The sequence below is a fragment of the Eubacterium ramulus genome, assembly GCF_003122485.1.
In the GTDB taxonomy this organism is placed as follows: domain Bacteria; phylum Bacillota; class Clostridia; order Lachnospirales; family Lachnospiraceae; genus Eubacterium_I; species Eubacterium_I ramulus_A.
Genome location: NZ_JRFU01000028.1, coordinates 42527 through 67452, shown reverse-complemented (window position 1 = coordinate 67452; position 24926 = coordinate 42527). Strand labels below are relative to the sequence as shown.

General features: G+C 44.0%; 16 protein-coding genes. 10 read left to right on the top strand and 6 right to left on the bottom strand.

Translation table 11 applies throughout. The features are described from left to right. Positions 1-17: 17 nt before the first annotated feature. On the top strand, positions 18-1907 hold the full coding sequence (locus LG34_RS02980) for a hybrid sensor histidine kinase/response regulator (protein WP_109214813.1): 1890 nt from the start codon (positions 18-20) through the stop codon (positions 1905-1907). A gap of 393 nt (positions 1908-2300) precedes the next feature. Next, positions 2301-4883 carry an ATP-dependent chaperone ClpB gene (gene clpB / locus LG34_RS02975; protein WP_109214812.1) on the top strand — a complete coding sequence of 861 codons (2583 nt, stop codon included), beginning with the start codon at positions 2301-2303 and terminating at the stop codon, positions 4881-4883. Between the two features lie 683 nt (positions 4884-5566). Here clpB and LG34_RS02970 read toward each other — a convergent pair. The 6 genes from LG34_RS02970 to LG34_RS02945 form a co-directional block, all read right to left on the bottom strand. After that, the gene (locus LG34_RS02970; protein WP_109214811.1) at positions 5567-6193 is read right to left on the bottom strand and encodes a prepilin-type N-terminal cleavage/methylation domain-containing protein; all 627 of its coding nucleotides are present in this window, start codon (positions 6191-6193) and stop codon (positions 5567-5569) included. A gap of 405 nt (positions 6194-6598) precedes the next feature. Then, on the bottom strand, positions 6599-7543 hold the full coding sequence (gene arcC, locus LG34_RS02965; RefSeq protein ID WP_109214810.1) for a carbamate kinase: 945 nt from the start codon (positions 7541-7543) through the stop codon (positions 6599-6601). Between the two features lie 117 nt (positions 7544-7660). Further along, positions 7661-8854, bottom strand: coding sequence for a knotted carbamoyltransferase YgeW (gene ygeW, locus LG34_RS02960; protein WP_109214809.1), 1194 nt, complete (start codon positions 8852-8854; stop codon positions 7661-7663). A gap of 126 nt (positions 8855-8980) precedes the next feature. Continuing rightward, positions 8981-10291: a YgeY family selenium metabolism-linked hydrolase gene (locus LG34_RS02955; RefSeq protein WP_109214808.1), complete on the bottom strand. Its 1311-nt coding sequence runs from the start codon at positions 10289-10291 to the stop codon at positions 8981-8983. A gap of 78 nt (positions 10292-10369) precedes the next feature. Next, positions 10370-11584, bottom strand: a complete 1215-nt coding sequence (gene dpaL, locus LG34_RS02950) for a diaminopropionate ammonia-lyase (RefSeq protein ID WP_109214807.1) — start codon at positions 11582-11584, stop codon at positions 10370-10372. A 12-nt stretch (positions 11585-11596) separates the two neighbouring features. Next, positions 11597-12247 carry a helix-turn-helix transcriptional regulator gene (locus tag LG34_RS02945; protein WP_109214806.1) on the bottom strand — a complete coding sequence of 217 codons (651 nt, stop codon included), beginning with the start codon at positions 12245-12247 and terminating at the stop codon, positions 11597-11599. Between the two features lie 315 nt (positions 12248-12562). On the opposite strand from LG34_RS02945, the gene ssnA reads away from it, so the two are divergent. The 8 genes from ssnA (at position 12563) to LG34_RS02905 (ending at position 24619) form a co-directional block, all read left to right on the top strand. After that, positions 12563-13894: a putative aminohydrolase SsnA gene (gene ssnA, locus LG34_RS02940; RefSeq protein ID WP_109214805.1), complete on the top strand. Its 1332-nt coding sequence runs from the start codon at positions 12563-12565 to the stop codon at positions 13892-13894. A gap of 152 nt (positions 13895-14046) precedes the next feature. Then, positions 14047-17037, top strand: coding sequence for a putative selenate reductase subunit YgfK (gene ygfK / locus LG34_RS02935; protein WP_109214804.1), 2991 nt, complete (start codon positions 14047-14049; stop codon positions 17035-17037). A 76-nt stretch (positions 17038-17113) separates the two neighbouring features. Next, positions 17114-18487 (top strand): dihydropyrimidinase, encoded by a 1374-nt coding sequence (gene hydA / locus LG34_RS02930; RefSeq protein WP_109214803.1) that lies wholly within the window; start codon positions 17114-17116, stop codon positions 18485-18487. A 191-nt stretch (positions 18488-18678) separates the two neighbouring features. After that, positions 18679-19056 carry a RidA family protein gene (locus tag LG34_RS02925; protein WP_109214802.1) on the top strand — a complete coding sequence of 126 codons (378 nt, stop codon included), beginning with the start codon at positions 18679-18681 and terminating at the stop codon, positions 19054-19056. 132 nt (positions 19057-19188) lie between these two features. Beyond that, the gene (locus LG34_RS02920; protein ID WP_109214801.1) at positions 19189-19803 is read left to right on the top strand and encodes a TetR/AcrR family transcriptional regulator; all 615 of its coding nucleotides are present in this window, start codon (positions 19189-19191) and stop codon (positions 19801-19803) included. A gap of 382 nt (positions 19804-20185) precedes the next feature. Next, complete coding sequence (gene xdh / locus LG34_RS02915; RefSeq protein ID WP_109214800.1) at positions 20186-22762, top strand: selenium-dependent xanthine dehydrogenase; 2577 nt, start codon at positions 20186-20188, stop codon at positions 22760-22762. Positions 22763-22764: 2 nt separating this feature from the next. Continuing rightward, positions 22765-23229, top strand: coding sequence for a 4Fe-4S binding protein (locus LG34_RS02910; RefSeq protein ID WP_109214799.1), 465 nt, complete (start codon positions 22765-22767; stop codon positions 23227-23229). A gap of 37 nt (positions 23230-23266) precedes the next feature. After that, positions 23267-24619 (top strand): uracil-xanthine permease family protein, encoded by a 1353-nt coding sequence (locus tag LG34_RS02905; RefSeq protein ID WP_109214798.1) that lies wholly within the window; start codon positions 23267-23269, stop codon positions 24617-24619. Positions 24620-24926 lie beyond the last annotated feature (307 nt).

The window sequence follows — 24926 nt, the reverse complement described above, 5'->3', positions numbered from 1 at the left end:
TGTGAAAGGGAGGACGTATGGAAAATTCTCAGCAAAAGAAGAATGCAAATGTTTATCTGGGAAGGTTTGTGCTGATATTTTTACTGGCAGCTTTATTTGTGGCAGTATATACATTGATTTTGCAGAAAAATTATAAGACAAACACATTGGAAGCGGCAGTGGAACGTGATATCGAATGTTCGGATGCAATCCATACGCTGGTATCAGACCGGTTCAATAAGGCGGATTACGATGAGATCAATACCAAGGCGGATATGGATACCCCGCGTTATCAGGAGCTTCAGCAGAGACTGAACGAATTGCGGACATTGAATTCTACCAGATATCTGTATACGGCAAAACGAAACAGTGAGGGAAAGCTGATCTATCTGGTGGATGGACTGGATCTTGATGCGGACGATTTTGCCTATCCGGGAACTTATATTGAGGATGAGATGATTCCATACATTGAAGTGGCTTTAGAGGGTGAGAATGTTTATTCACAGGATATCGTGGATACCACCTGGGGACATATATTTACCGCCTGTTATCCGGTGCGGGATGCTGAAACGAATGAGATTATTGGTGCGCTTTGTATTGAAATGGATATGGAATCGTCCTATCTGTTTCTGGAAAAAATAAACAACATTGTGTTTAAGGCAGCGGTGGTTGCAGCGTTTGTAATTGTGCTGATCATCATATTTATGTACCGGTGGATGCGCAAACAAAACGAAAAAGATCTGATCCAGCAGAAAAAACTGGAAGAAACAGCGGCTGCAGCAGATGCGGCAAATGCGGCAAAGACAAGGTTTCTGCTCAACATGTCCCATGATATCCGTACACCGATGAATGCAATTTTAGGATATTCAAAGCTGATGTGTGGTCATATATCAGATCCGGAAATGCAGCATTATCAGGAGATGATCGAGCAGTCGGGCAATGTCCTTCTTTCCATTATCAATAATGTCCTTGATATGGCGCGGATTGAAAGCGGTGAGATGGAATTAGATGAGAATTACAGTGAGACCGGAAATATTGTGAGTGGTGTCTGCAGCGTGTTTGAAATGGAATCACAGAAAAAGAATCTGACGATTGAACATTATGTGAATGTGCAGCATCCGGATATTATATGTGACAAAACAAAGATGCAGGAAGTTCTTACCAATATTATCGGTAATGCGGTAAAATATACCCCTCCGGGTGGAACGATAACGATTACAACAGATGAATTGCCCGATGAGAGAGAGGGATATATCAAGATCCGGACGGTGGTAGAAGATAACGGCATTGGAATGAGCAGAGAGTTTTTACCGCATTTGTTTGACTCATTTACCAGAGAGCGGGATACGACCAGTGCAAAAGTAGTAGGAACAGGACTTGGTATGGCAATTGTCAAAAGTCTGGTAGATCTGATGGATGGCTCTGTTACGGTCGAAAGCGAACTGGGAAAAGGAACAAAATTTACAGTGACCATTCCGCATAAAATAGCTCCACCGGAATATTACGCGAAAAAAGCATCAAACGAAGCCAATGAAAAAGTGGAATTTTCCGGAAAACATATTCTTCTGGCAGAAGACAATGATCTGAATGCAGAAATCGCAATCTTATTGCTGGAGGAAATGGGATTTTCCGTAGATCGCGTAGAAGATGGCATTTTCTGCGTGGATAAACTGGAAAAAGAACCGACAGGAACTTATGATCTGATTCTGATGGATATTCAGATGCCGAATATGGACGGCTATAAGGCAGCATCGATCATCCGGCATTTGCCGGATGTCGGCAAGTCCGGAATCCCAATTGTGGCCATGACGGCGAATGCCTTTGCGGAAGATCGGAAAAAGGCGTTTGAAGCCGGAATGAACGGGCATATTGCGAAACCAATTGATGCGTCAAAAATAAAAGAAACATTGGCAGAGATTTTGAAGTAATGAAAAAACTTATTTTGTGGTGCTAATTTAGTATTTCAAATGATAGAGAATATTTTAAATGAATCTGATTGAAACTTTTGGAAGTGGTAACATTGAAATTAGAAACAGAAAATCAGGTTTTTGGTTGTAACGAAAATAGCGGGTGCAGATTATTTTTTCTTGAAATGCGATTGTTAGCATGAAAGACAAAATAATCTGTGCCCGCTTTCATTATCTTCCGTTATATAATTGTTATATAATTAAGGAAGAAAAATTTTAAGATAAATTAGCACTCAATGCTTGACGTGGCTAATAACATGTGATATAACATACTTAACGCAAGGAAAAGCGTTATACAACAAGTAGAACATAATAATTAAGAAAAGTAGAAACACCCGGAAAGGAGGGGTTTTTATGAATATCCAGAAATTTACACAGAAATCAATGCAGGCAATCCAGGATTGCGAGAAATTAGCTTATGAATATGGCAATCAGGAAATCGAGCAGGAACATCTGCTGGTAGCCCTGATGAGACAGGAAGACGGTCTGATCCCGATGCTGATCGAGAAAATGGAGATCAACAAACAGCATTTCATGAACAATGCTGAGGATCATCTGGCAAAGAGAGTGAAAGTTTCCGGCGGACAGGTTTATGTCGGTCAGCAACTGAATAAAGTGCTGATCAGTGCTGAGGACGAAGCAAAGCAGATGGGCGATGAGTATGTATCCGTAGAGCATCTGTTCCTGAGCATGATCCGTTACCCGAACCCGGCGATCAAAGAAATCTTCCGTGAGTATGGAATCACAAGAGACAGATTCCTTCAGGTATTATCCACCGTCCGTGGCAACCAGAGAGTCGTAAGTGACAATCCGGAAGCTACTTATGATACATTGGAAAAATATGGTTACGATATGGTAGAGCGTGCAAGAGATCAGAAACTGGATCCGGTCATCGGCCGTGACAGCGAGATCCGAAACGTGGTTCGTATCCTTTCCAGAAAAACAAAAAACAACCCGGTTCTGATCGGTGAACCTGGTGTTGGTAAAACTGCCGTTGTCGAAGGTCTGGCACAGCGTATTGTTCGCGGTGATGTACCGGAAGGACTGAAAGACAAGAAATTATTTGCCCTTGATATGGGAGCACTGGTTGCAGGTGCAAAATACAGAGGCGAATTTGAGGAACGTCTGAAAGCCGTATTGGACGAGGTAAAGAAGAGCGAAGGCAAGATCATCCTGTTTATCGATGAACTTCATACCATCGTTGGCGCAGGAAAAACAGACGGAGCTATGGATGCCGGCAACATGTTAAAACCAATGCTGGCAAGAGGTGAATTACATTGTATCGGTGCTACTACACTGGATGAGTACCGTGAATATATCGAAAAAGATGCCGCTCTGGAGCGTCGTTTCCAGCCGGTTATGGTAGACGAGCCGACCGTAGAAGATACTATTTCCATTTTGCGTGGCTTGAAAGAGCGTTACGAAGTATTCCATGGCGTAAAAATTACAGATGGTGCGCTGGTTTCCGCAGCCGTACTGTCCAACCGTTATATTTCCGACCGTTTCCTGCCGGACAAAGCCATCGATCTGGTGGATGAGGCGTGCGCATTGATCAAGACAGAACTTGATTCCATGCCGACAGAGCTGGATGAGCTGAACCGTAAAGTAATGCAGCTGGAGATCGAGGAAACTGCGCTGAAGAAAGAGGAAGACAATCTGAGCAAAGAGCGTCTGGAGAATCTTCAGAAAGAGCTGGCAGAACTGCGCAGCGAGTTCCAGACAAAGAAAGCACAGTGGGACAATGAGAAGAAAGCTGTTGAGCGTGTACAGAAATTACGTGAGGAACTGGAAAGCCTGAATAAAGAAATTCAGACTGCACAGCAGAATTACGATCTGGAAAAAGCAGCAGAACTGCAGTATGGCAAGAAACCACAGCTGGAGAAAGAATTAGCTCACGAAGAAGAAATCGTGAAAAATAAAGATATGTCACTGGTTCATGAGAGCGTCAGCGAGGATGAAATCGCAAGAATCATTTCCCGCTGGACAGGTATCCCGGTTGCAAAACTGACCGAGAGTGAACGTAACAAAACCTTGCATCTGGACGAAGAACTGCACAAACGTGTCATCGGACAGGATGAGGGCGTCACAAAAGTTACCGAAGCGATCATTCGTTCCAAAGCCGGAATCAAAGATCCGAGCAAACCGATCGGTTCTTTCCTGTTTCTTGGACCAACTGGTGTTGGTAAAACCGAGCTGGCAAAGGCACTGGCCGCAAGCCTGTTTGACGATGAATCCAACATGGTTCGACTTGATATGAGTGAATACATGGAGAAATACTCCGTATCCAGACTGATCGGAGCACCTCCAGGATATGTAGGTTACGATGAAGGTGGTCAGCTGACTGAGGCCGTTCGTAGAAAACCATATTCTGTAGTCCTGTTTGATGAGGTAGAAAAAGCCCATCCGGATGTATTTAACGTACTGTTACAGGTATTGGATGACGGTCGTATCACGGATTCCCAGGGACGTACCGTAGACTTCAAGAACACCATCATCATTATGACATCCAACCTTGGATCTGCGCATCTGCTGGAAGGCATCGATGAGAACGGCGATATTAATCCGGAAGCAGAAGAACGGGTTATGAATGAGCTGCGTGGCAACTTCAGACCGGAGTTCTTAAACCGTCTGGACGAGATCATCATGTTCAAGCCGCTGACCAAGGACAACATCGGAAATATCATTCATCTGCTGATGAATCAGTTGAACAAACGTCTGGAAGACCGTGAGATTTCCGTAGAACTGACACCGGCAGCAGAGAGCTTTATCGTAGAGCATGGTTATGACCCAATCTATGGTGCAAGACCATTGAAACGATTCCTGCAGAAACATGTGGAGACATTATCTGCAAAACTGATCCTTGCCGATGAGGTACATGCAAATGATGTGATCCTCATTGATGTAGATGGAGATCATCTGACAGCACGTGTAAAATAATTCAAAAATAGAATTAAGAGACTTAGCTTAGTTGTAATAACTGAGCTGAGTCTCTTTTTTCGTCTATTATACCAAGTCGCTGGCGCGACGGCTAGCCCCAGGTACGTGAAATCACTACCTTTTTCATAAAAAAATAGCAGTTTTTGTATATATGTTGTATTGTTAAGTTACCACACAAAACAATCACATATTCACAAGAACTGCTATGATTAGTTTACCATGGATTTTTAAACTCAACAACTACATATCTTATTTTTTATCCGTCCACCGCCTCTTTTTGAAATGTAACAGTACTATTTATTTCATTTCAAAGGAGATTTTTACGATGGACATCAACAGCTAGAAGTCTATATCCCTTATATGTATCATTTTGAGAAGTTTGAGAAACAAAATCTAGAAAAAGTTTTTCGAGTGCAAGCGGAAGTATTTTCTTTCGTTGCTGTACAAATGCGGATGATGTTGCAGTTGATGCATCACATCCGAACTGCCTTAACAATTCGTTTGTTAAAGTTGTCCCTTTGATAGTAATGACAAGATCATTTTTTGATTGACATGTCAATACTTTTCCATAAAAAAATCCCACATCACACTATGTGTGATGCGAGATTTTCTTAACTTAATGCCATTGACCTCACGGTCTGGGCGATTTTCTGTTAGGGGAGTTTTTTTACAGCCCCGTATAATTAGAGAATTTTACCGTTTTTTTCACAAATTGGAGAATGACCGGCTGTCATAGTCACCAAGTAACCATCTTTGCCAAAATTTATGGCAAGAACCTTGCAGTTTTCGTCATAAAAAATTTGAATAAATACGGCATTTTTTGGAGGATTGGATCCAAAATTGTTTTTAATACTGTTGGCCAATGTCGCACCAGAGGTTGGAACATTGCTATTTCCGAAACTATATTGGGAATTATTTTTGCTCTGACTGTCTAAATAGATCAGGACTTGCTGGGCTATCAACTGACTGGCAGTTGTTGGATTTTTATGCCAGTAGCTTTGCTCATCAGAAAATGTTGCATTTGATATACGACCAAGACAGTTTGTGTAAGTTTTACCATCAATCGTACAAGAATTGGTCAATGCATTTTTCATACTTTTCTCATCAATATTCAAACCATAGTATTCAGAAGCGGCAGATTGTGCTGCCGTCCAGATACCTTTTGCTTCAGATTCAATTGCTCTCGCTTTTGATTTGTCAATATATCCGGTCAGTGCCGGGATGAGTAATGCAGCAAGAAGCGCTATAATAACAAGAACAACAATAAGTTCTACCAGTGTAAAACCTTTTTTGGCTTTCAGTTTTGACATTATCGAACTCCTTTCTTTTTCTGGGATTGCTACCCATCAATAACATTAATTTACGATATTTATAATTATCATATCACAATAAATGTAATATTTCTATAAATAAAAAGAAAGGGGCTGTAAAATAAGTCCATAGCTAAAAAAACGCCAGTTCCGGCAAATGCCGGCTCTGGCGTTTTTTTGTACTGATCTTTCTGTTGCTGATATATTTTTTAGTCCCTTTTTCTGGGAGTTTTCTGCTGATGTTGGAATTCCGACAAAACTGGATGCCATCAAAGAAGAATACGAAAGAGCTCCGATTTGGTTAGGATCGGAGCTCTTTCTTTGCTTTGTATATTGTAAAAATAGAAGGAAAATGTTAAAAAAAGTTTTATCGAATAATCAATCAAATAACAAACTAAAAAATTTTTACTTCTTGATTATACGTGTTCCTGTTGCACCGTTGACACCGTCTTTTGCTTTCTGCAAAAGGGTGATGAGGGCGGTACGTCCCACTCCAGACTCGGCAAATTCTACACCTGCCTGAACTTTCGGAAGCATGGAGCCCGGTGCGAAATGCCCTTCTTCCATGTACTGTTTTGCTTCATCGACTGTAATATCATCCAGCCATGTCTCTTCCGGAGTACCGAAGCGGAGTGCTACTTTCTCGACTGCAGTCAGAATGATCAGAAAATCAGCATTTAACTGCTGTGCAAGGAGACAGCTTGCGAAATCTTTATCGATAACTGCTCCAACACCTTTTAAATGATTTCCCTGACGGATCACAGGGATACCGCCGCCGCCGCTGGCGATGACGATTTCGCCTGCGTTCAGGAGATCTTTGACTGTGTCGATTTCAATAATTTCTGCCGGTTTTGGAGAAGCAACGACACGACGATAGCCGCGTCCCGCATCCTCCATGACTTGAATACCGCTGCTGGCTACTGCGGCATCAGCTTCTTCTTTAGTCATAAACTGACCGATTGGTTTGGTCGGATGCTCGAATGCAGGATCATTTTCATCCACACGAACCTGTGTGATCACCGTGGCAACATTTTTCTTGATGCCGCGGTTTAATAATTCCTCTTTTAATGCATTCTGAAGATCGTAACCAATATATGCCTGACTCATGGCCACACAAACGGAGAGAGGTGTGATGGCCGGATGAGAAGGTTCTGTTTTGGAATATGCAGCCATTGCATTGTTGATCATTCCAACCTGTGGACCGTTGCCGTGGGAGATGATGACTTCATTTCCGGCTTCGATCAGATCAGCGATTGCTCTGGAAGTTTCCTGAACAGCCAAGTACTGTTCAGGAAGATTTTTTCCAAGGGCATTACCGCCAAGTGCAATGACGATACGTTTTTTACCCATGATTCGTTACCCCCAAATGGATTAGTATATTACATCAAAATTTAAAAATCAGAGCTGTGAAAGACTCCTCCTGAATAAAGTCTAAGAAGAATCTCTCACAAAATACAGCTCAGTTAATTACTCAAAGATACGTTTTCCAGCGCGCTCTTCTAATTTCTTTAAGATCTCCTGCGGATTCTCAAATTTGCTTAAGAAGATCATAGCAGCGATGATGTATGGTTTGTAGCTTGCTTCTTTGTAAAGCGGTGTACGATAACGATCGAATACGGAAGCCTCAACCTCGCCGTCTTTACAGCTTACATCGTTGATATCTGCTGGCAGGCAGTGTAAGTATAATGCTTTGCCATCTTTTGTTGTTTTCATTAATTCTTCAGTACAGCACCAGTCTTTGTGCTCTGCGTTCTGAGCAAGAAGCTCTTTCTCAAGTGCTTTGATTCCTTCTGTATCGCCTTCACCGTAAAGGTTTGTACGTTTCTCCATAGCAGCGAACGGAGCCCAGCTCTTCGGATATACGATATCAGCATCTTTGAAAGCCTCAGCCATGCTGTTTACTTTTGTGAAGGAACCGCCTGATTTCTCAGCGTTTGCTTTTGCAACTTCCTCAACTTCCGGCATTACATCGTATCCTTCCGGATGAGCAAGTACAACGTCCATACCGAAACGTGTCATCAGACCGATGATACCCTGCGGAACGGAGAGTGGTTTACCATATGAAGGAGAGTAAGCCCATGTCATGGCAACTTTTTTACCTTTTAAGTTCTCAACACCGCCGAATTCATGGATCAGGTGAAGAGCATCTGCCATAGCCTGTGTCGGATGGTCGATATCACACTGAAGGTTTACCAGTGTCGGGCGCTGCTCTAAGATGCCGTCAGCGTTACCCTGTTTTACAGCGTCAGATACTTCGTGCATGTAAGCATTACCTTTTCCGATGTACATATCGTCACGGATACCGATAACGTCAGCCATGAAGGAGATCATGTTAGCTGTCTCACGAACAGTCTCACCATGAGCTACCTGAGATTTGCCCTCGTCCAGATCCTGAACTTCCAGACCAAGCAGGTTACATGCGGAAGCGAAAGAGAAACGTGTTCTTGTGGAGTTATCACGGAATAAGGAAATTCCAAGACCGCTCTCAAATACTTTTGTGGAAATGTTGTTCTCACGCATGAAACGAAGTGCGTCAGCGATAGTGAAAACAGCCTCTAACTCGTCATCTGTTTTCTCCCATGTAAGGAAGAAATCGTTGTTGTACATTTCTTTGAAGTTTAAGCTGTTGAGTTTGTCGATGTAATCCTGTAATGTTTTCATTTATGTATTCTCCTTATAAAATAGATTCGGTTGAGATATATTAAAATTTAGAGTTATCTGGTTTTAGGGAGGGAACTTCCTGAAATCAATGCAGGAAGGATCCCTCACAAAAATAATGAATGAAATTTACTCCATGTAATTTTTCGGTAATGCTGCATATACAGCTGCGCATGTTACCAGATCCTGTTTCCATGTTTTCTCGTTTGGAGCATGAGCCTGAGCCTCAGCACCCGGTCCAAAACCGATACAAGGAATGTTATTTCTACCCATGATAGATACGCCGTTTGTAGAGAATGTCCATTTATCTGTAAGTGGACGAGCCTGACGCATTTCAAGTGTCTCAGCAGCACCGATACGCTGATCTCCGTATAATGCTTTGTAAGCGTTCTCGAGAGATTTTGTTACTTTGTGATCTTTCGGGATAGCCCATGTCGGGAAGTAGCACTCGATCTCATATACGCATCCTGTGTAAGAAGGACGATCGTAGTTGTACATAGATACTTTTACGTCATCGCCGTATTTCTGTACGCTCGGAAGTGCACGGATCTCGTCTAAGCAGCTTTCCCATGTTTCTCCGAATGTCATACGACGGTCAAGGGAGATTGCACAGGAGTCAGCAACTGCACAACGGCTTGGGGATGTATAGAAGATCTGGGATACGGTTACAGTACCGCGGCCAAGGAAACGTGCCTCTTCCCAATCTTTGTTGTATTTCGGGTTGAGCATTTTTACAAGACCTTTGATCTCTGTCTCGTCAGCGTCATCGTTCTCATTTAAGGAACGGATGTCCTGAAGAATGTCAGCCATTTTGTAGATTGCGTTGTCTCCACGCTCCGGAGCGGAACCATGGCAGGAGATACCTTTTACATCTACGCGGATTTCCATACGTCCACGCTGTCCACGGTAGATACCGCCGTCTGTCGGCTCTGTGGAAACAACGAATTCCGGACGGATTTTATCTTCGTTGATGATGTACTGCCAGCAAAGACCATCACAGTCTTCTTCCTGAACAGTTCCGACTACCATGATCTTGCATCCTTCCGGAATCAGGTCAAGGTCTTTCATGATCTTAGCACCGTATGTAGCAGATACAAGACCGCCACACTGATCAGATACACCACGTCCACCGATCTCTTCGTCGTTCTCATATCCATCATATGGATCGAAGTTCCAGTTTTCAATGTTTCCGATACCTACTGTATCAATATGTGCATCGTAAGCGATGATCTTGTCGCCTGTTCCCATGTAACCGATGACGTTACCCTGCGGATCGATGACAACTTCGTCGAAGTCCAGTTTTTTCATCTCAGCAGCGATGGTCTCGATATGAGCTTTCTCATCACAGCTCTCGCCCGGATTCTTTACGATGGCACGTAAGAATTTGGTCATGTCGTCTTTGTAGCTCTCAGCGGTTGCTTTGATTTTGTTGTAATCCATAGTAGTAATACCTCCATACTATAATGTGAAATAGATTGATTGGTTAATCTAAAAATAACTCAAAAAATTTAAATCTGATTATTCATCTAAATAATCTTTTCCGTCCCAGACGATCTCTTTATAACGTTCCGGATCTGTATCTCCCTCAGTGGAGAAGAGCAGTACCTGTGAATTTTCATCTAACTGTAATGCTTCTTTCAGATCAGCGTATTCCGGGTTGGTCATGATCTCATTTAAAACTCCGAATGTAACGGCTCCTGATTCACCGGATGTTACCTGTGGATCACCTTTGATCGGAGCTGCAAGCATACGCATAGATTTTGCGGATACCCAGTCCGGAGCGGCAACGAATACAGATACATGGTTTTTCAGAATATCCCAGGAAGTTGTATTCGGTTCACCACATGCAAGACCAGCCATGATGGTTGGCATATCGCCTTCTACGTTGTACTCTGCGCCATCGCCTGCAACTGCACCTTTGTACAGACATGCAGCTGTATCAGCTTCTACTACACAGACGATCGGAGGATTGTCCGGATACTGATTTGCGAAATAACCCTGTACACCACCTGCTAAAGAACCAACACCTGCCTGAACAAATACATGTGTCGGACGTTTGATGCCAAGTTCATGAAGCTGTTCATTTGCTTCCATGGCCATGCTTCCGTATCCCTGCATGATCCAGGATGGGATTTCCTCATAACCTTTCCATGCAGTATCCTGTACAACGACACCGTTTTCTACTTTTGCAGCAGCTGCAGCAGCCATGCGGACACATTCGTCATAGTTTACTTCTTCGATGGTAGCAGTAGCGTTCTCTGCAAGAATGTGGTTCAGTCGGTTCTGCGTGGAACCCTTCGGCATAAATACAACCGCTTTCTGTTTTAAACGGTTTGCAGCCCATGCAACACCACGTCCATGGTTACCATCTGTCGCGGTAAAGAATGTAGCCTGTCCGAATTCCTCACGGAGTTTGTCGGATGTCAGTGTCTCAAAATCAAGTTCTGAGATATCGCGTCCAGTCTGTTTTGCAATGTATTTTGCCATTGCGAAAGATCCACCGAGCACTTTGAATGCATTCAGACCGAAACGGTAAGATTCATCTTTTACACAGACATCTTTCAGGCCAAGGCGGTCTGCCATGTGAGTCAGATGTGCAAGAGGTGTTCTCTCATATCCCGGAATTGTTTTGTGGAAAGCGCGGGCTTTTTCAACTTCTTCAAGTGCCATAACCGAAAGGTTTGCGTCATCGGTTTTTGGCATTGTGTTTTTTACCCATTTGATTTGTTTCATAAAAACCTCCTCCTAATTTTTATCTGCTTTGATGTAGCTGTACAAAGTATATTTTGAAATCCCGAAGTACTGGGAAACTTTGTCGCCCGATTTGGTAATAAGGAAAGCACCGGTATTATTCAGGAACTGAATGGCCTGTACCCTTTCATCCTTTGACATCAGGGATGCAGGTTTTCCAACCACCGCAACTGCCTGGGCGATCAGGTCGTCTAACAGGTCTGCCACGTTGGTGCAGATGCTTTCCGGTTCCTTATGATAGGAAGAAACCGCCGGTTCGCCGCTCTCACTGATGAGTGAGCGGACAGAATCCTGAAAATACAGGAGATTGGTAATGTCAAAATTGATGGCAAGGATATACTGGATTGGTCCACCTTCTTCTTCACGAACGAAAATCGTAGAAGATTTTAATGTTTTACCATCGTTTGTTTTGGTCAGATAACCGAGATGATCGGAAATCTTGGATGGATCTTTTCTCATGGTCTCCAATACGACTTTGGAAGGACCGTCACCGGTTTTTCTGTTTGTAATGTGGCCGTTTTCTATATAAACGATGGATTTATGAAGACTCTTGCGTGTCAGGTCATGAATCACAACTTCACAGTCATTTCCAAACTGAACAGCCAGTGCTTTTGCCAGTTGTTTTAAAAGCTCCAGTGTCATCATTTTGCTGTCTCCTTTTGTTTTGCTTTCTGTACTCATCATATCAGATTTTTTTCAGATGTCAACACTAAAATCAAAAATATTTTTAGGTATTTACAAAAAAAGTTTGAAAAGAATATTGCTTTTAATTTTGCGGTGTGGTAATATCATATTAGATTGAACGGTCAATAAAAACAGAGCCGTTGTGAATCGGAGAAAAACAACTTGGAAAAGGCAGGAATCTACCTGTTTCTTCTATATAGAAAGAGATATATTTTTGCTTTTTGAAAAGTTGTAAACATGATAAGAAACTACACGGGGAATGAAAGGAGAAGAAACATGATTCTGGTAGGAAAAGGAACCGTGATCACAAGAGATGAGACCAAGCCTCTGATCAAAGATGGTGGTGTTGTCCTTGACGGGGAACGAATTGTAAAGGTAGGCGATTATGAGACACTACGAAGCGAATATCCGCAGGCAGAGCTGATCGATGCAAAAGGTCAGATCATCATGCCGTCCCTTATTAATATGCACGAACATATTTACAGCGCATTTGCCAGAGGATTATCTATTAATGGATATAACCCAAACGGATTTTTAGATATTCTGGATGGACTGTGGTGGACGATTGACCGTCACCTGACACTGGAGCAGACATACTTAAGTGCTATTGCTACTTATATAGATTGTATCAAAAACGGTGTGACAACCGTATTTGATCATCATGCAAGTTTCGGTGCTATTGAAGGCAGCCTGTTTAAAATTGCGGAAGCATCTGAGAAGATGGGCGTAAGAAGCTGTCTGTGTTATGAAGTATCTGATCGTGACGGCGAGGAGAAAGCAAAAGCTTCCGTAAAAGAAAATGCAGACTTCATTAAATATGCCGCACAGCAGAACAATGACATGATCAAAGCCATGATGGGTATGCATGCACAGTTTACAATCTCTGATAAAACATTTGAAATGTGTCGCGAAAATATGCCGGAGGGCGTAGGCGCACACATTCATGTGGCAGAGGGTATCGAAGACCTGCATGACTGCTTACATAAATATGGAAAGAGAATCGTAAACAGACTGATGGATCACGATCTGTTAGGTCCGCAGACCATGACCGCACATTGTATTTATGTCAATGAGCAGGAGATGGATCTGCTGAAAGCGACAGATACGATGGTAGTGCACAATCCGGAGTCAAATATGGGAAATGCCTGTGGATGTCCGCCAACCATGAGAATTTTCCAGAAAGGCATTCTGACAGGACTTGGAACGGACGGTTATACACACGATATGTTTGAATCTTATAAGGTAGCGAATGTACTGCACAAACATTCCTTATGTGATGCAAACGCTGCCTGGGGCGAAGTTCCGGCAATGCTGTTTGAAGGAAATGCAAAAATGGCAAACCGCTATTTCAACATTCCGCTTGGCGTGTTAAAAGAAGGCGCAGCAGCAGACGTAGTTGTAGTCGCTTATGATCCGCTGACACCACTGACCGCAGACAATATCAACAGCCATATGTTATTCGGTATCAACGGTGCCATGACTCAGACAACCATCTGTAACGGAAAAGTTCTGATGAAAGACCGTGAGCTGACCGTGATCGATGAGGCAAAAGCAATGGCAGATTGCAGACAGGCAGCAGCAGAGCTGGCACACAGCATCAATGGATGATTTTATTGTGGGTTCCCGACAGTATGGTTTTGAATGTAGAGGAACTGTTGGGATTACAGAAAAACATATCTATTAGATGATGTAATAAATATTTAGGACGGGATAAGTTGAATTTATAAAACAATTATCATGACGAAGAGAGGTTAATTACAATGGGCGACAGAATGACACCGATTCCTTTCGGGAATCTGATGAACTGGGCGATGACAGAGCGCGCAAAGCGGCAGACCGTATTTGGCGTTCGCAAAGAGTATAAAGCAGATCCGGCGAAATGTCTTTCTATTTTCGGAGAGAAGATTGAGACACCGTACGGACCGGCGGCAGGACCAAACACACAGCTTGCACAGAATATCATAGCAGCATATCTGGCAGGCAGCCGTTTCTTTGAGTTAAAAACAGTACAGATCTTAGACGGCGAGGATCTTCCGGTAAGCAAACCGTGTATTCTTGCAGACGATGAATGCTACAACTGCGAGTGGTCTACAGAGCTGTATGTACCGCAGGCTTACGCAGAGTATGTCAAAGCATGGGTTGCATTAAAAGCACTCTCCAAAGAGTGGGGACTTGGTGCAACAGACGGATTTATTTTCAACATCAGTGTTGGATATGATCTGCAGGGCATCAAATCAGAAAAAATCGATACATTTTTAAATAATATGATCGAATCCAAAGACAATCCGGTATTTCAGGAGTGCATCCAGTGGCTGAAAGACAACAAAGACAGCTTCAGTAAACTGACAGATGCTGATATCGAGGCAATTCCATCTGATATCTGCAAATCTGTAACAGTATCCACTCTGCACGGATGTCCACCAGAGGAGATTGAGAGCATTGCTTCTTATCTGCTGACAGAAAAAGGATTAAATACATTTGTAAAATGTAATCCGACGCTGTTGGGATACGAAGAAGCCCGCAAGATCATGGACGATATGGGATATGATTACGTGGCATTCGGTGATTTCCATTTTAAAGATGATCTTCAGTTTGAGGATGCTGTACCGATGCTGACCAGACTGCAGGCACTGGCAGACAGCAAAGGACTTGCCTTCGGTGTAAAAATCACCAATACCTTCCCGGTAGATGTGACCAGAAACGAGCTTCCAAGCGAAGAGATGTACATGTCCGGAAAATCCTTATGTGCTTTGTCCTTAAGCGTAGCGCATAAGCTCAGTAAAGCGTTTGACGGAAAATTAAGAATTTCTTACTCCGGCGGAGCCGATGCATTTAACATTGACAAGATCTTCGGACTTGGCATTTGGCCGATCACAGTAGCTACAACTTTATTAAAACCAGGCGGATACAACCGTGGCATCCAGCTTGCAGACAAACTGAATGCAATGGAATTCAAACCGTTTGAAGGTGTAGATGTAGACGGACTGGCAGCTCTGATCGAGGAGATCAAACATGATCCGCATCATGTAAAACCGGTAAAACCGTTACCGAGCCGCAAGATGGACAAAGAAGTTCCGTTACTGGACTGCTTCACAGCACCATGTATGGAAGGATGTCCGATCCATCAGGATATTCCGGCATATGTAAAACTTGCCGGTGAAGGAAAAATGCAGGAAGCATTAGAGGTTATTCTTGATAAAAACCCGCTTCCGTTTATGACAGGTATCCTGTGTAACCACAGATGTATGAGCAAATGTACCAGAAACTTCTATGAAGAGCCGGTTGCGATCCGCGGTACCAAACTGCAGGCAGCAAAAGGCGGATATGACAGTGTTCTGGGTGGGCTGAAAGCAGAAGGAAACAGCGGCAAGAAAGTTGCCATCGTAGGTGGCGGCCCGGCTGGTATTGCCTGTTCCGCATTCCTTGCAAAAGGTGGAGCAGACGTTACCGTATTTGACAAAAAAGAGCATTTTGGCGGAACGGTTCGCAACGTGATCCCGTCCTTCCGTATTGATAACGAAGTAATCGCAAAAGATGTGGAGATTGCAAAAGCATACGGAGCAAAATTTGTAAATAACAGAAATATTGAAAATATTGAAAGTCTGAAAGAGGAAGGTTTTGATACCATCGTTCTTGCTATCGGTGCACACAAAGGTATGTCCATCGGTGTAGATACCGAGAAAGAACTGAATGCGGTAGACTTCCTTGAGGCAGCAAAAGAAGATCCGAAGGCACAGAACCTTGGCAGACATGTCGTTGTCATCGGAGCTGGTAACACAGCGATGGATGCGGCACGTATGGCGGGCAGAATTGAAGGCGTGGAAGACGTTACTGTGGTATACCGCAGAACCAAACGTTACATGCCAGCCGATGAGGATGAATTATTAGAAGCATTAGAAGACGGCGTTGTTATGAAAGAACTGTTGGCACCGAAGACACAGAAAGACGGCGTTCTGACCTGCAAGAAAGTAGTTCTTGGTGAGATGGATGCCAGCGGCAGACAGAAACCGGTGGAGACAGAGGAAGAAGTTCAGATCCCGGCGGACACGATTATCGCATCTCTGGGAGAGCGTGTAGACAGTGCACTGTATGAAGCAAACGGCATCAATGTCAACGAGAAAGGACAGCCGGTTCTCGATGCTGAAACCATGGAGACAAGCAAAACGGGTGTATACGCCATCGGTGATGGTGCAGGCGGAGCAGCAACCATTGTTTTAGCAATCCGTGATGCACAGAAAGCCGCAAGCCACATTCTTGGCGAGGCAGCAAAATCTGAGTATGTATACGATACAGATGTAGCCCGTGCAGCAGAAAAGAAAGGCATTCTGGTTCATTCCGCAGAAGGAAAAGCGGAAGAAGAGAGATGTCTGGAATGTAATCACATTTGTGAGAACTGCGTAGACGTATGTCCGAACCGTGCAAATGTAACAATCGCAGTACCGGGACAGAAAATGCCAGCCATCGTCCATGTGGATTACATGTGTAACGAGTGCGGCAACTGCAAGAGCTTCTGCCCGTACAGCAGTGCACCATATCAGGCGAAATTTACATTATTTGCAAATGAAGCAGATTTTGAAAACAGCAAAAATGACGGTTATGTGGTTCTGAACAGAGAGAACATGACAGTTAAAGTAAGACTGGCAGGTTTCGTGAAGGATTACAACCTGAAAGATGCTGACTGTACCTTATACGATGGATTAAAACAGGTGATTCTGACAATCGATGCAGATTATGATTATCTGTATCTGTAATAGATCAGAAATCAGTCTGAATGGAGAAATGTGAATCATGCTTGCATGAAACAGCATTTCAGATAAGGAGTTCATAATGGGATATTTAATCAAAAACGGTACCGTTGTTTACGCAAACGGCAGTTACACAGCCGATGTACTGGTAGAAGGTGAGAAAATAACCCAGGTGGCAAAAACCATTGATGCGCCGGGCATGACGGTCATCGATGCGTCCGGGAAATATATATTTCCCGGATTCATCGATACCCATACACATTTCGATCTGGATGCGGGAGATTTTCATACCGCAGATGATTTTTATACAGGAACAAAAGCTGCGATAGCAGGAGGAACCACATCGATCCTTGATTTTACCACGCAGGAAAAAGGGCAGACCTTAACCGAAGCGCTGGATGTCTGGCACAAGATGGCAGACGGAAAAAGTTCCTGTGATTACGGTTTTCATATGTCAATCACAGACTGGAACGACGAGTCAAAAAAGGAAATCAAAGAAATGACCCGTCAGGGTGTTACTTCTTATAAATTATATATGGCATATGATAATCTCAAAGTGAATGACAAAGAGTTATTCGAGATTTTATCAGCCATCGAGGAAGAACACGGTATCGTCGGTGTTCATTGTGAAAACGGTGACATCATCAAGGCGGTAACGGAAAAACTCAAATCCGAGGAACGCAACAGTGTACGCCTGCATCCGAAGAGCCGTCCGGCGGAGGCGGAAGCAGAGGCCATTAACCGGCTTCTGACCATTGCAAAGCTGGCAGGCACACCGGTGAATATCGTGCATTTAAGTTCAAAGCAGGGACTGAAAGTGGTCCAGAGAGCCAGAAAAGAAGGTCAGCAGGTATTTGTGGAGACCTGTCCACAGTATCTGATTCTGGATGAGAAAGAATATAATCGTCCGGGATTTGCAGGCGCAGCCTATGTATGTGCACCGCCCCTTCGAAAAAAAGAAGACCGGGAGGCACTCTGGGAGGCAGTTGAAAAGGACGAAGTTGATATGCTTGGCACTGACCACTGCAGTTTCAACATGGGTGGTCAGAAAACAAGAGGCAAGGATGATTTTACCAGAATTCCGGGAGGTATTCCGGGAACTGAACAGCGACCGATGCTGTTTTATCAGTATGGAGTGGTGGAAGGAAGAACTTCCATTGAGCGCATGTGCCAGCTTCTGGCGGAGCGTCCGGCAAAACTTTTTGGCATGTATCCGCAAAAAGGAGCCATTCTTCCGGGCAGCGATGCAGATCTGGTGATCTGGGATCCGGATAAGGCATGGACAATCTCAGCCAAGACACAGGTTCAGAACGTGGACAACACGCCATATGAAGGAATTTCGGGAACCGGAATGGCAGCACAGGTATTTTTAAGAGGCTGTCCGGTGGCAGAGTACGGAAAAGTACATACCGAATTAAAAGGAAAATACATCCACAGAACTGCACGGCAGTTATAGCATATGAGTAGAATGGAAACAGATTTTTAAATATTGTTTTCAAATATTACATAGGAATGATAGCAAATAGAATGTATATACGAATGTGTATTTACAGGATTGCTTGTAAAGCAGTGAGGTACTGCATTATAATAGAATCTAAATTGTTATTATGACAGTTTAAAAAGAATAAAAGAAAGAAGGAAATTATTATGAAACAGTCAATCAACGTAAACGGAGCACCGGCAGCAGTAGGTCCATATGTACACGCAGTAAAAACAGGAAACATGATCTTTATTTCCGGACAGTTAGGTTTAAACCCGGCAGATGGTACCCTTCCGGAAGGCATCGAGGCACAGACTGTACAGAGTCTTGAGAATCTGAAAACTATTCTGGAAGGTACAGGATCTGATTTTGATCATGTTGTAAAAACAACTATCTTCTTAGCAGACATTGCTGATTTCGGTAAAGTAAATGAGATCTATGCAAAATATTTTGCAAACGAAGTACCGGCCCGCTCCTGCGTAGAGGTTGCAAACCTTCCGAAAGCAGGTCTGGTAGAGATTGAAGCAGTTGCTGTAGAAAAATAAGAAATACAGGATTGTATACAAGACCGATAGGTTAACTCTAAAAAATTTTTAGCTAAATTCTTGACACTGCCTGTAAGAGAAAATACAATAGAATCCTAGTGCTAATGAATCTTATGGGCAGGAGGCAAGGACTTGAAAACAGAAACGTTACATGTTACAGAAACAGAAGAAAGAATTCTGAATGCGGCACTGAAAGTTGTAAATGATGTCACAATCAGTGGAACGAGAATGCATCTGATCGCAGACAAGGCAGATATGGTGCAGTCAAATGTTCACTATTATTATAAAACAAAGCAGGATCTGTTAAAGAGACTGCAGGAATGGATCTTAGAAGAATGCTACGATATGCAGCAGGTAAGCAAGAAATCAAGTAAAGATACACTGGAAGATCAGTTACACATTTTCTTCCAGCAGAAAAAAACTCTGCTGACCAAGAAAAAAGAGTATGATTTTGCAGAACTTGATTTCCTTGTTCAGACAAGGATCGATGCAGACATCAGAGCACGTTTTCAGGAAGCGTATGCAGTTTGGAGAGATAATATCCGGGCGATCATCATTCTTTTTTGCCCGAATATGGAGGAGACAGACAAGGAACTGATTCCGTATATGGCAGTATCGTTGCTTGAGGGGGCTTCGATCCAGGTGCTGGTAGATGGAAAAGGTTTTGACGCAGACAGCTATTTTGCATATGCAGAAGACATGGTGCTTCGCCAGATCAGAATTGCGATGGAGAAAAAAGAAGGGTAACAGGTCTGTCTACTGACAGAGGTTTGATTTCCAATGGATTTTACTGAAACTTTGCTATGGGGAAAAGCAAAGATGTAATGTATCATTCTGTTTGATTGAATATTCAGTCAAAGTACGCGGAATGTGGTGGGTTTTATATATCACAATCACGAAAACGCCGGATGAAAATGCCGGTTCTGTTCGTATACCTTATCTGACACAAATCTAAGGATAACTGGTCATTCCGGTTTGGTCGAATATTTAATCAAATCCAGACAAAATGAAACATAAATGAATCAGGTAAAAGCAAATATTGGAGCATCAAGTGTATGTCAGTATGCAGAGCAAATGCGAAAGGCATTCTGGATTTTTTATCCATCTGCATCAGAATGGGGGCATTTCGATGTATCAATTTTATGTAAATAATGAATTATATCAGGTGGAAGGCGATGGAAAGCTGCTGCCGTTCCTGCGGGATGTTTGTAAGTGCAAATCCGTAAAGGATGGCTGCAGTGAGGGAGCCTGCGGAACCTGTCATGTGCTGGTAGACGGAGTGGCGATGAAAGCCTGTATTCCGACTCTGTCCATGATGGATGGCAGATCGATCCTTACCGTGGAAGGCTTTTCGGATGAGGAAAAAGAACTGTATGCATACGCTTTTGCAGAGGCAGGAGCCGTGCAGTGCGGATTCTGTATTCCGGGAATGGTCATTTGTACAAAGGGACTTCTGGATAAGAACCCAAACCCGACGAGAGACGAGATCGCGTTTGCGCTGCGCAACAACATCTGCCGCTGCACCGGATATAAAAAAATCATGGATGCGGTGGAATTAGCCGCAAAGATCAAACGGGAAGGAAAGGGAATCCCGAAAAAAGAATTTACCTGGAAACTGGGCGAGCGCGTGCATCGTGTGGATGCCAGGGAAAAGACATTAGGATATGGAGAATACGTGGATGACATGGAGGTGGAAGGACTGCTTCACGCGAGTGCGGTCCGTTCCAAATATCCGAGAGCAAGGGTGTTGTCCATCGATACAGAAAAAGCAAAAGCAGTTCCGGGTATCGTAGATATTTTTACCGCTGCGGATATTCCGGGAGATGTGAAAGTCGGACATCTGGTTCAGGACTGGGATACGATGATTCCGGTTGGCTCCATTACCCATTATCTGGGAGATGCCATTGCACTTGTGGTTGGTGAGAACCTGGATGTGGTGGAAAAAGCGAAAAAACTGGTGAAAGTCGAATACGAGGAGCTGCCCTTTGTCAGCAGTCCGTATGAGGCGATGAAAGAGGATGCGCCGCAGGTACACGGAAGCGGAAACCTGTTGGCACACAAGCATGTATCAAGAGGAAACGCCAAGGAAGCCATTGCCAATGCAAAATATGTCTATACCGAGGAGTTCCATACTCCCTGGACGGAACATGCATTTCTGGAGCCGGAATGTGCGATTGCCATGCCGTATGAGGACGGCGTACTGATCTATTCCACAGATCAGGGAACTTACGCAACTCAGCACGAATGTTCCGAAATGCTTGGTCTTCCGAGCGAAAAAGTCCGGGTTGTCAACAAACTGGTGGGCGGCGGATTCGGCGGAAAAGAGGATATGTCCGTGCAGCATCATGCGTCACTGGCGGCTTATCTGCTGAAACGTCCGGTCAAAGTAAAACTAACGCGACAGGAAAGCATCCTGATCCATCCGAAACGGCATCCGATGGATATGAAATTTACGGTTGGATGTGATGAGAACGGCATTATTCAGGGCGTAACCGCTACCGTTATCGCAGATACCGGAGCATATGCATCTTTAGGCGGACCAGTTCTGGAGCGTGCCTGTACCCATGCGGCGGGTCCGTATAACTATCAGAACTTTGAAATCGATGGAAAAGCATATTATACAAACAATCCGCCGGGAGGCGCCTTCCGTGGATTCGGTGTAACCCAGACCTGCTTCTGCATGGAAATGATGCTGACGAAGCTGGCAGAGAAGATCGGCATTAGCGCCTGGGAGATCCGTTATCGCAATGCGATCCGACCGGGACAGGTACTTCCAAACGGACAGATCGTAGATGAATCCACCGGACTGGTGGAGACACTGGAAGCGGTGAAAGATGTATTTGAAAACAATCAGTATGTAGGTATTGCCTGTGCCATGAAAAATGCCGGTGTCGGCGTTGGTATTCCGGATTTTGGAAGAGCGATTCTTGCCATTAAGGATGGAAAAGCACATATCCGATCTGGTGCTTCCTGCATCGGTCAGGGACTTGGAACGGTACTGGTACAGATGACGATCGAAAATACGGATTTGACCCGTGAGGATATCGTATATGAAGCGGCAAATACCATCAACGCACCGGATTCCGGAACCACATCCGGCTCCAGACAGACGTTGGTTACCGGTGAGGCGATGCGCAGAGCCTGTGAATTATATAACGAAGCGAGAAAAACCAAAAGTCTTGCAGAGCTGGAAGGGGAAGAATTCTACGGCGAATATCTGGCAAAAACCGATAAACTTGGCGCAGATGTTCCAAACCCGGTATCTCACGTAGCTTACGGTTATGCGACTCAGGTATGTGTCCTAGACAAAGACGGAAGAGTGGAAAAAGTTGTGGCAGCTCACGATGTGGGACGTGCGGTAAATCCATTGTCTGTGGAAGGTCAGATCGAGGGCGGCGTGATCATGTCTCTTGGCTATGCCCTAAGAGAGCGCTACGACCTTAAGGACTGTAAACCGTTATCCAAATACGGAACTCTTGGTTTATTCCGGGCGAATGAGATTCCGGAAGTGGAAAGTATCATTGTAGAAAAAGCAGGACTGAATGTGGCATGCGGAGCCATCGGTATCGGAGAGATCACTTCCATTCCGACCGCACCGGCGATCGCGGCAGCTTACTACAGTTATGATGGCAAGTATCGTACCAGACTTCCACTTGCAGATACACCTTATGCTGCAGACCAGCAGTATAAAAAGGGGGTGCAGTGACAATGAAAAAACGAATTCGGAAGTTTGCTTATGTGGCATGTAACGGCGGAGAACACAATCACAACTGTCAATATGGATGTATCGGCTGTGGCGCCTGTGTGGAAGCCTGTCGGAAAAATGCCGTGAGCATCAATGCACAGGGCGTGGCAGAAATCGATCGTGACAACTGTGTGGGTTGTCGGTTGTGTGAAAAAGCCTGTCCGCAGCAGATCATCCACATGCACAATGTGGGAGAACCGTTTCTGGTACGCTGCTCCAATCGTGATATGGGAGCACCGGCGAGAAATGCCTGTGATGTGAGCTGCATCGGCTGTGGTCTGTGCCACAGAAGCTGCCCGAGTGAGGCAATACAGATTGAAGATAATTGTGCGGTAATATATGAAGCAGACTGTTTATCCTGTGGAAACTGTGTGGTGAAATGTCCGAGAAATGCAATTGTTGATATCCGTGAATTTATAAAAAAATGATATAAAATCACATACATATAAGAGGAGGATTTATGTAATGGAAAAGGCAAAAAGAAAATACGCGTCTATTTTCGAACTTGATGGAATTCCGCAGATGAGCAAAGCGCTTCCGCTGGCTTTGCAGCACGTTGTAGCGATGATCGTAGGCTGTGTAACACCGGCGATCATCGTAGCAGGAGTAGCAGGACTTGACAATGCAAACCGTGTTATGCTGATTCAGTCAGCACTGATCGTATCCGCAATTTCCACATTTTTGCAGTTGTTCCCGATCGGTAAAAAGGGCGGCTTCCGTCTGGGTTCCGGTTTGCCGGTGATCATGGGTGTCAGCTTTGCCTATGTAGCAAGTATGCAGGCAATTGCAGCAGATACGGGTATCGCAGCAATATTTGGTGCACAGATCGTCGGCGGTATTATCGCAGTCATTATCGGATTCTTCATCGACAAGATCCGTAAAGTATTCCCGCCGCTGGTAACAGGAACGGTTGTATTTACCATCGGACTTTCCCTGTATCCGACCGCTGTTAATTACATGGCAGGTGGTTCTTCTAGCGCAAACTATGGTCACTGGACAAACTGGCTGGTAGCATTTATCACACTGGCTATCGTTACATTTTTAAATCACTTTACAAAAGGTTTTGTAAAATTGGCTTCTATCCTGATCGGTATTATCTGTGGTTATATCATTGCAGCATTTTTTGGAATGGTAGATCTGACCGCAGTGGCACAGGCAAGCTTTTTCCAGGCTCCGCAGATCATGCATTTTGGTATCAAATTTGAGCCGTCATCCTGTATTGCCATCGGATTACTGTTTGCAATCAATGCAATTCAGGCTATCGGCGATTTCACAGCAACTACAACAGGTAGTATGGATCGTGAGCCGACGGATAAAGAGTTAAAAGGTGCCATCGTAGGTTACGGATGCATGAACGTTGTCGGTGCATTCCTTGGTGGTCTTCCGACAGCTTCCTACAGCCAGAACGTAGGTATCGTTACAACAACAAAAGTTATCAACCGTGTAGTCCTTGGAATGGGTGCTGGCATTCTGCTGATCGCAGGTCTGGTGCCGAAATTCTCCGCATTACTGACAACCATTCCGCAGTGTGTACTTGGTGGTGCAACCATTTCCGTATTTGCATCTATCGCAATGACAGGTATCAAACTGATCACCACACAGGAGATGAACTTCAGAAATACATCCGTTGTAGGTCTGGCTGTAGCACTTGGTGTTGGTGTAACTCAGGCTTCCGCATCTCTTGCAATGTTCCCGGCATGGGTAACAACTGTATTCGGAAAAACTCCGGTTGTTATCGCAACAGTAGCAGCTGTATTCTTAAATCTGGTATTGCCGAAAGAAAAACCAGAAGTGAAAAAAGAAACAGAAGAAAAATAAAATTTAATAAAATCTTGAGATGAATGATGAAAGCTCTCTTTTTTTACAGACTTTGAAAAATGTAAAAAGGAGAGCTTTTTTATTAGCACAACTAACAAATACTATAAATACAATTCATAAGCGGAGTGGTTGTAAATCGGAAAATATCTGCGTTATAATATCTGAGAAAAAAAGAGATGCGAACATGTTGCAGTTCACACGCGCCATTCGCAAAACGCCCTTTCGGGCTTCTCCGTAGCTTCGCTACTGCTTTTGCTCATTAAAAGGCGCTCCCTTCATCGCTATGTATCCAGATAATTCCTCATGC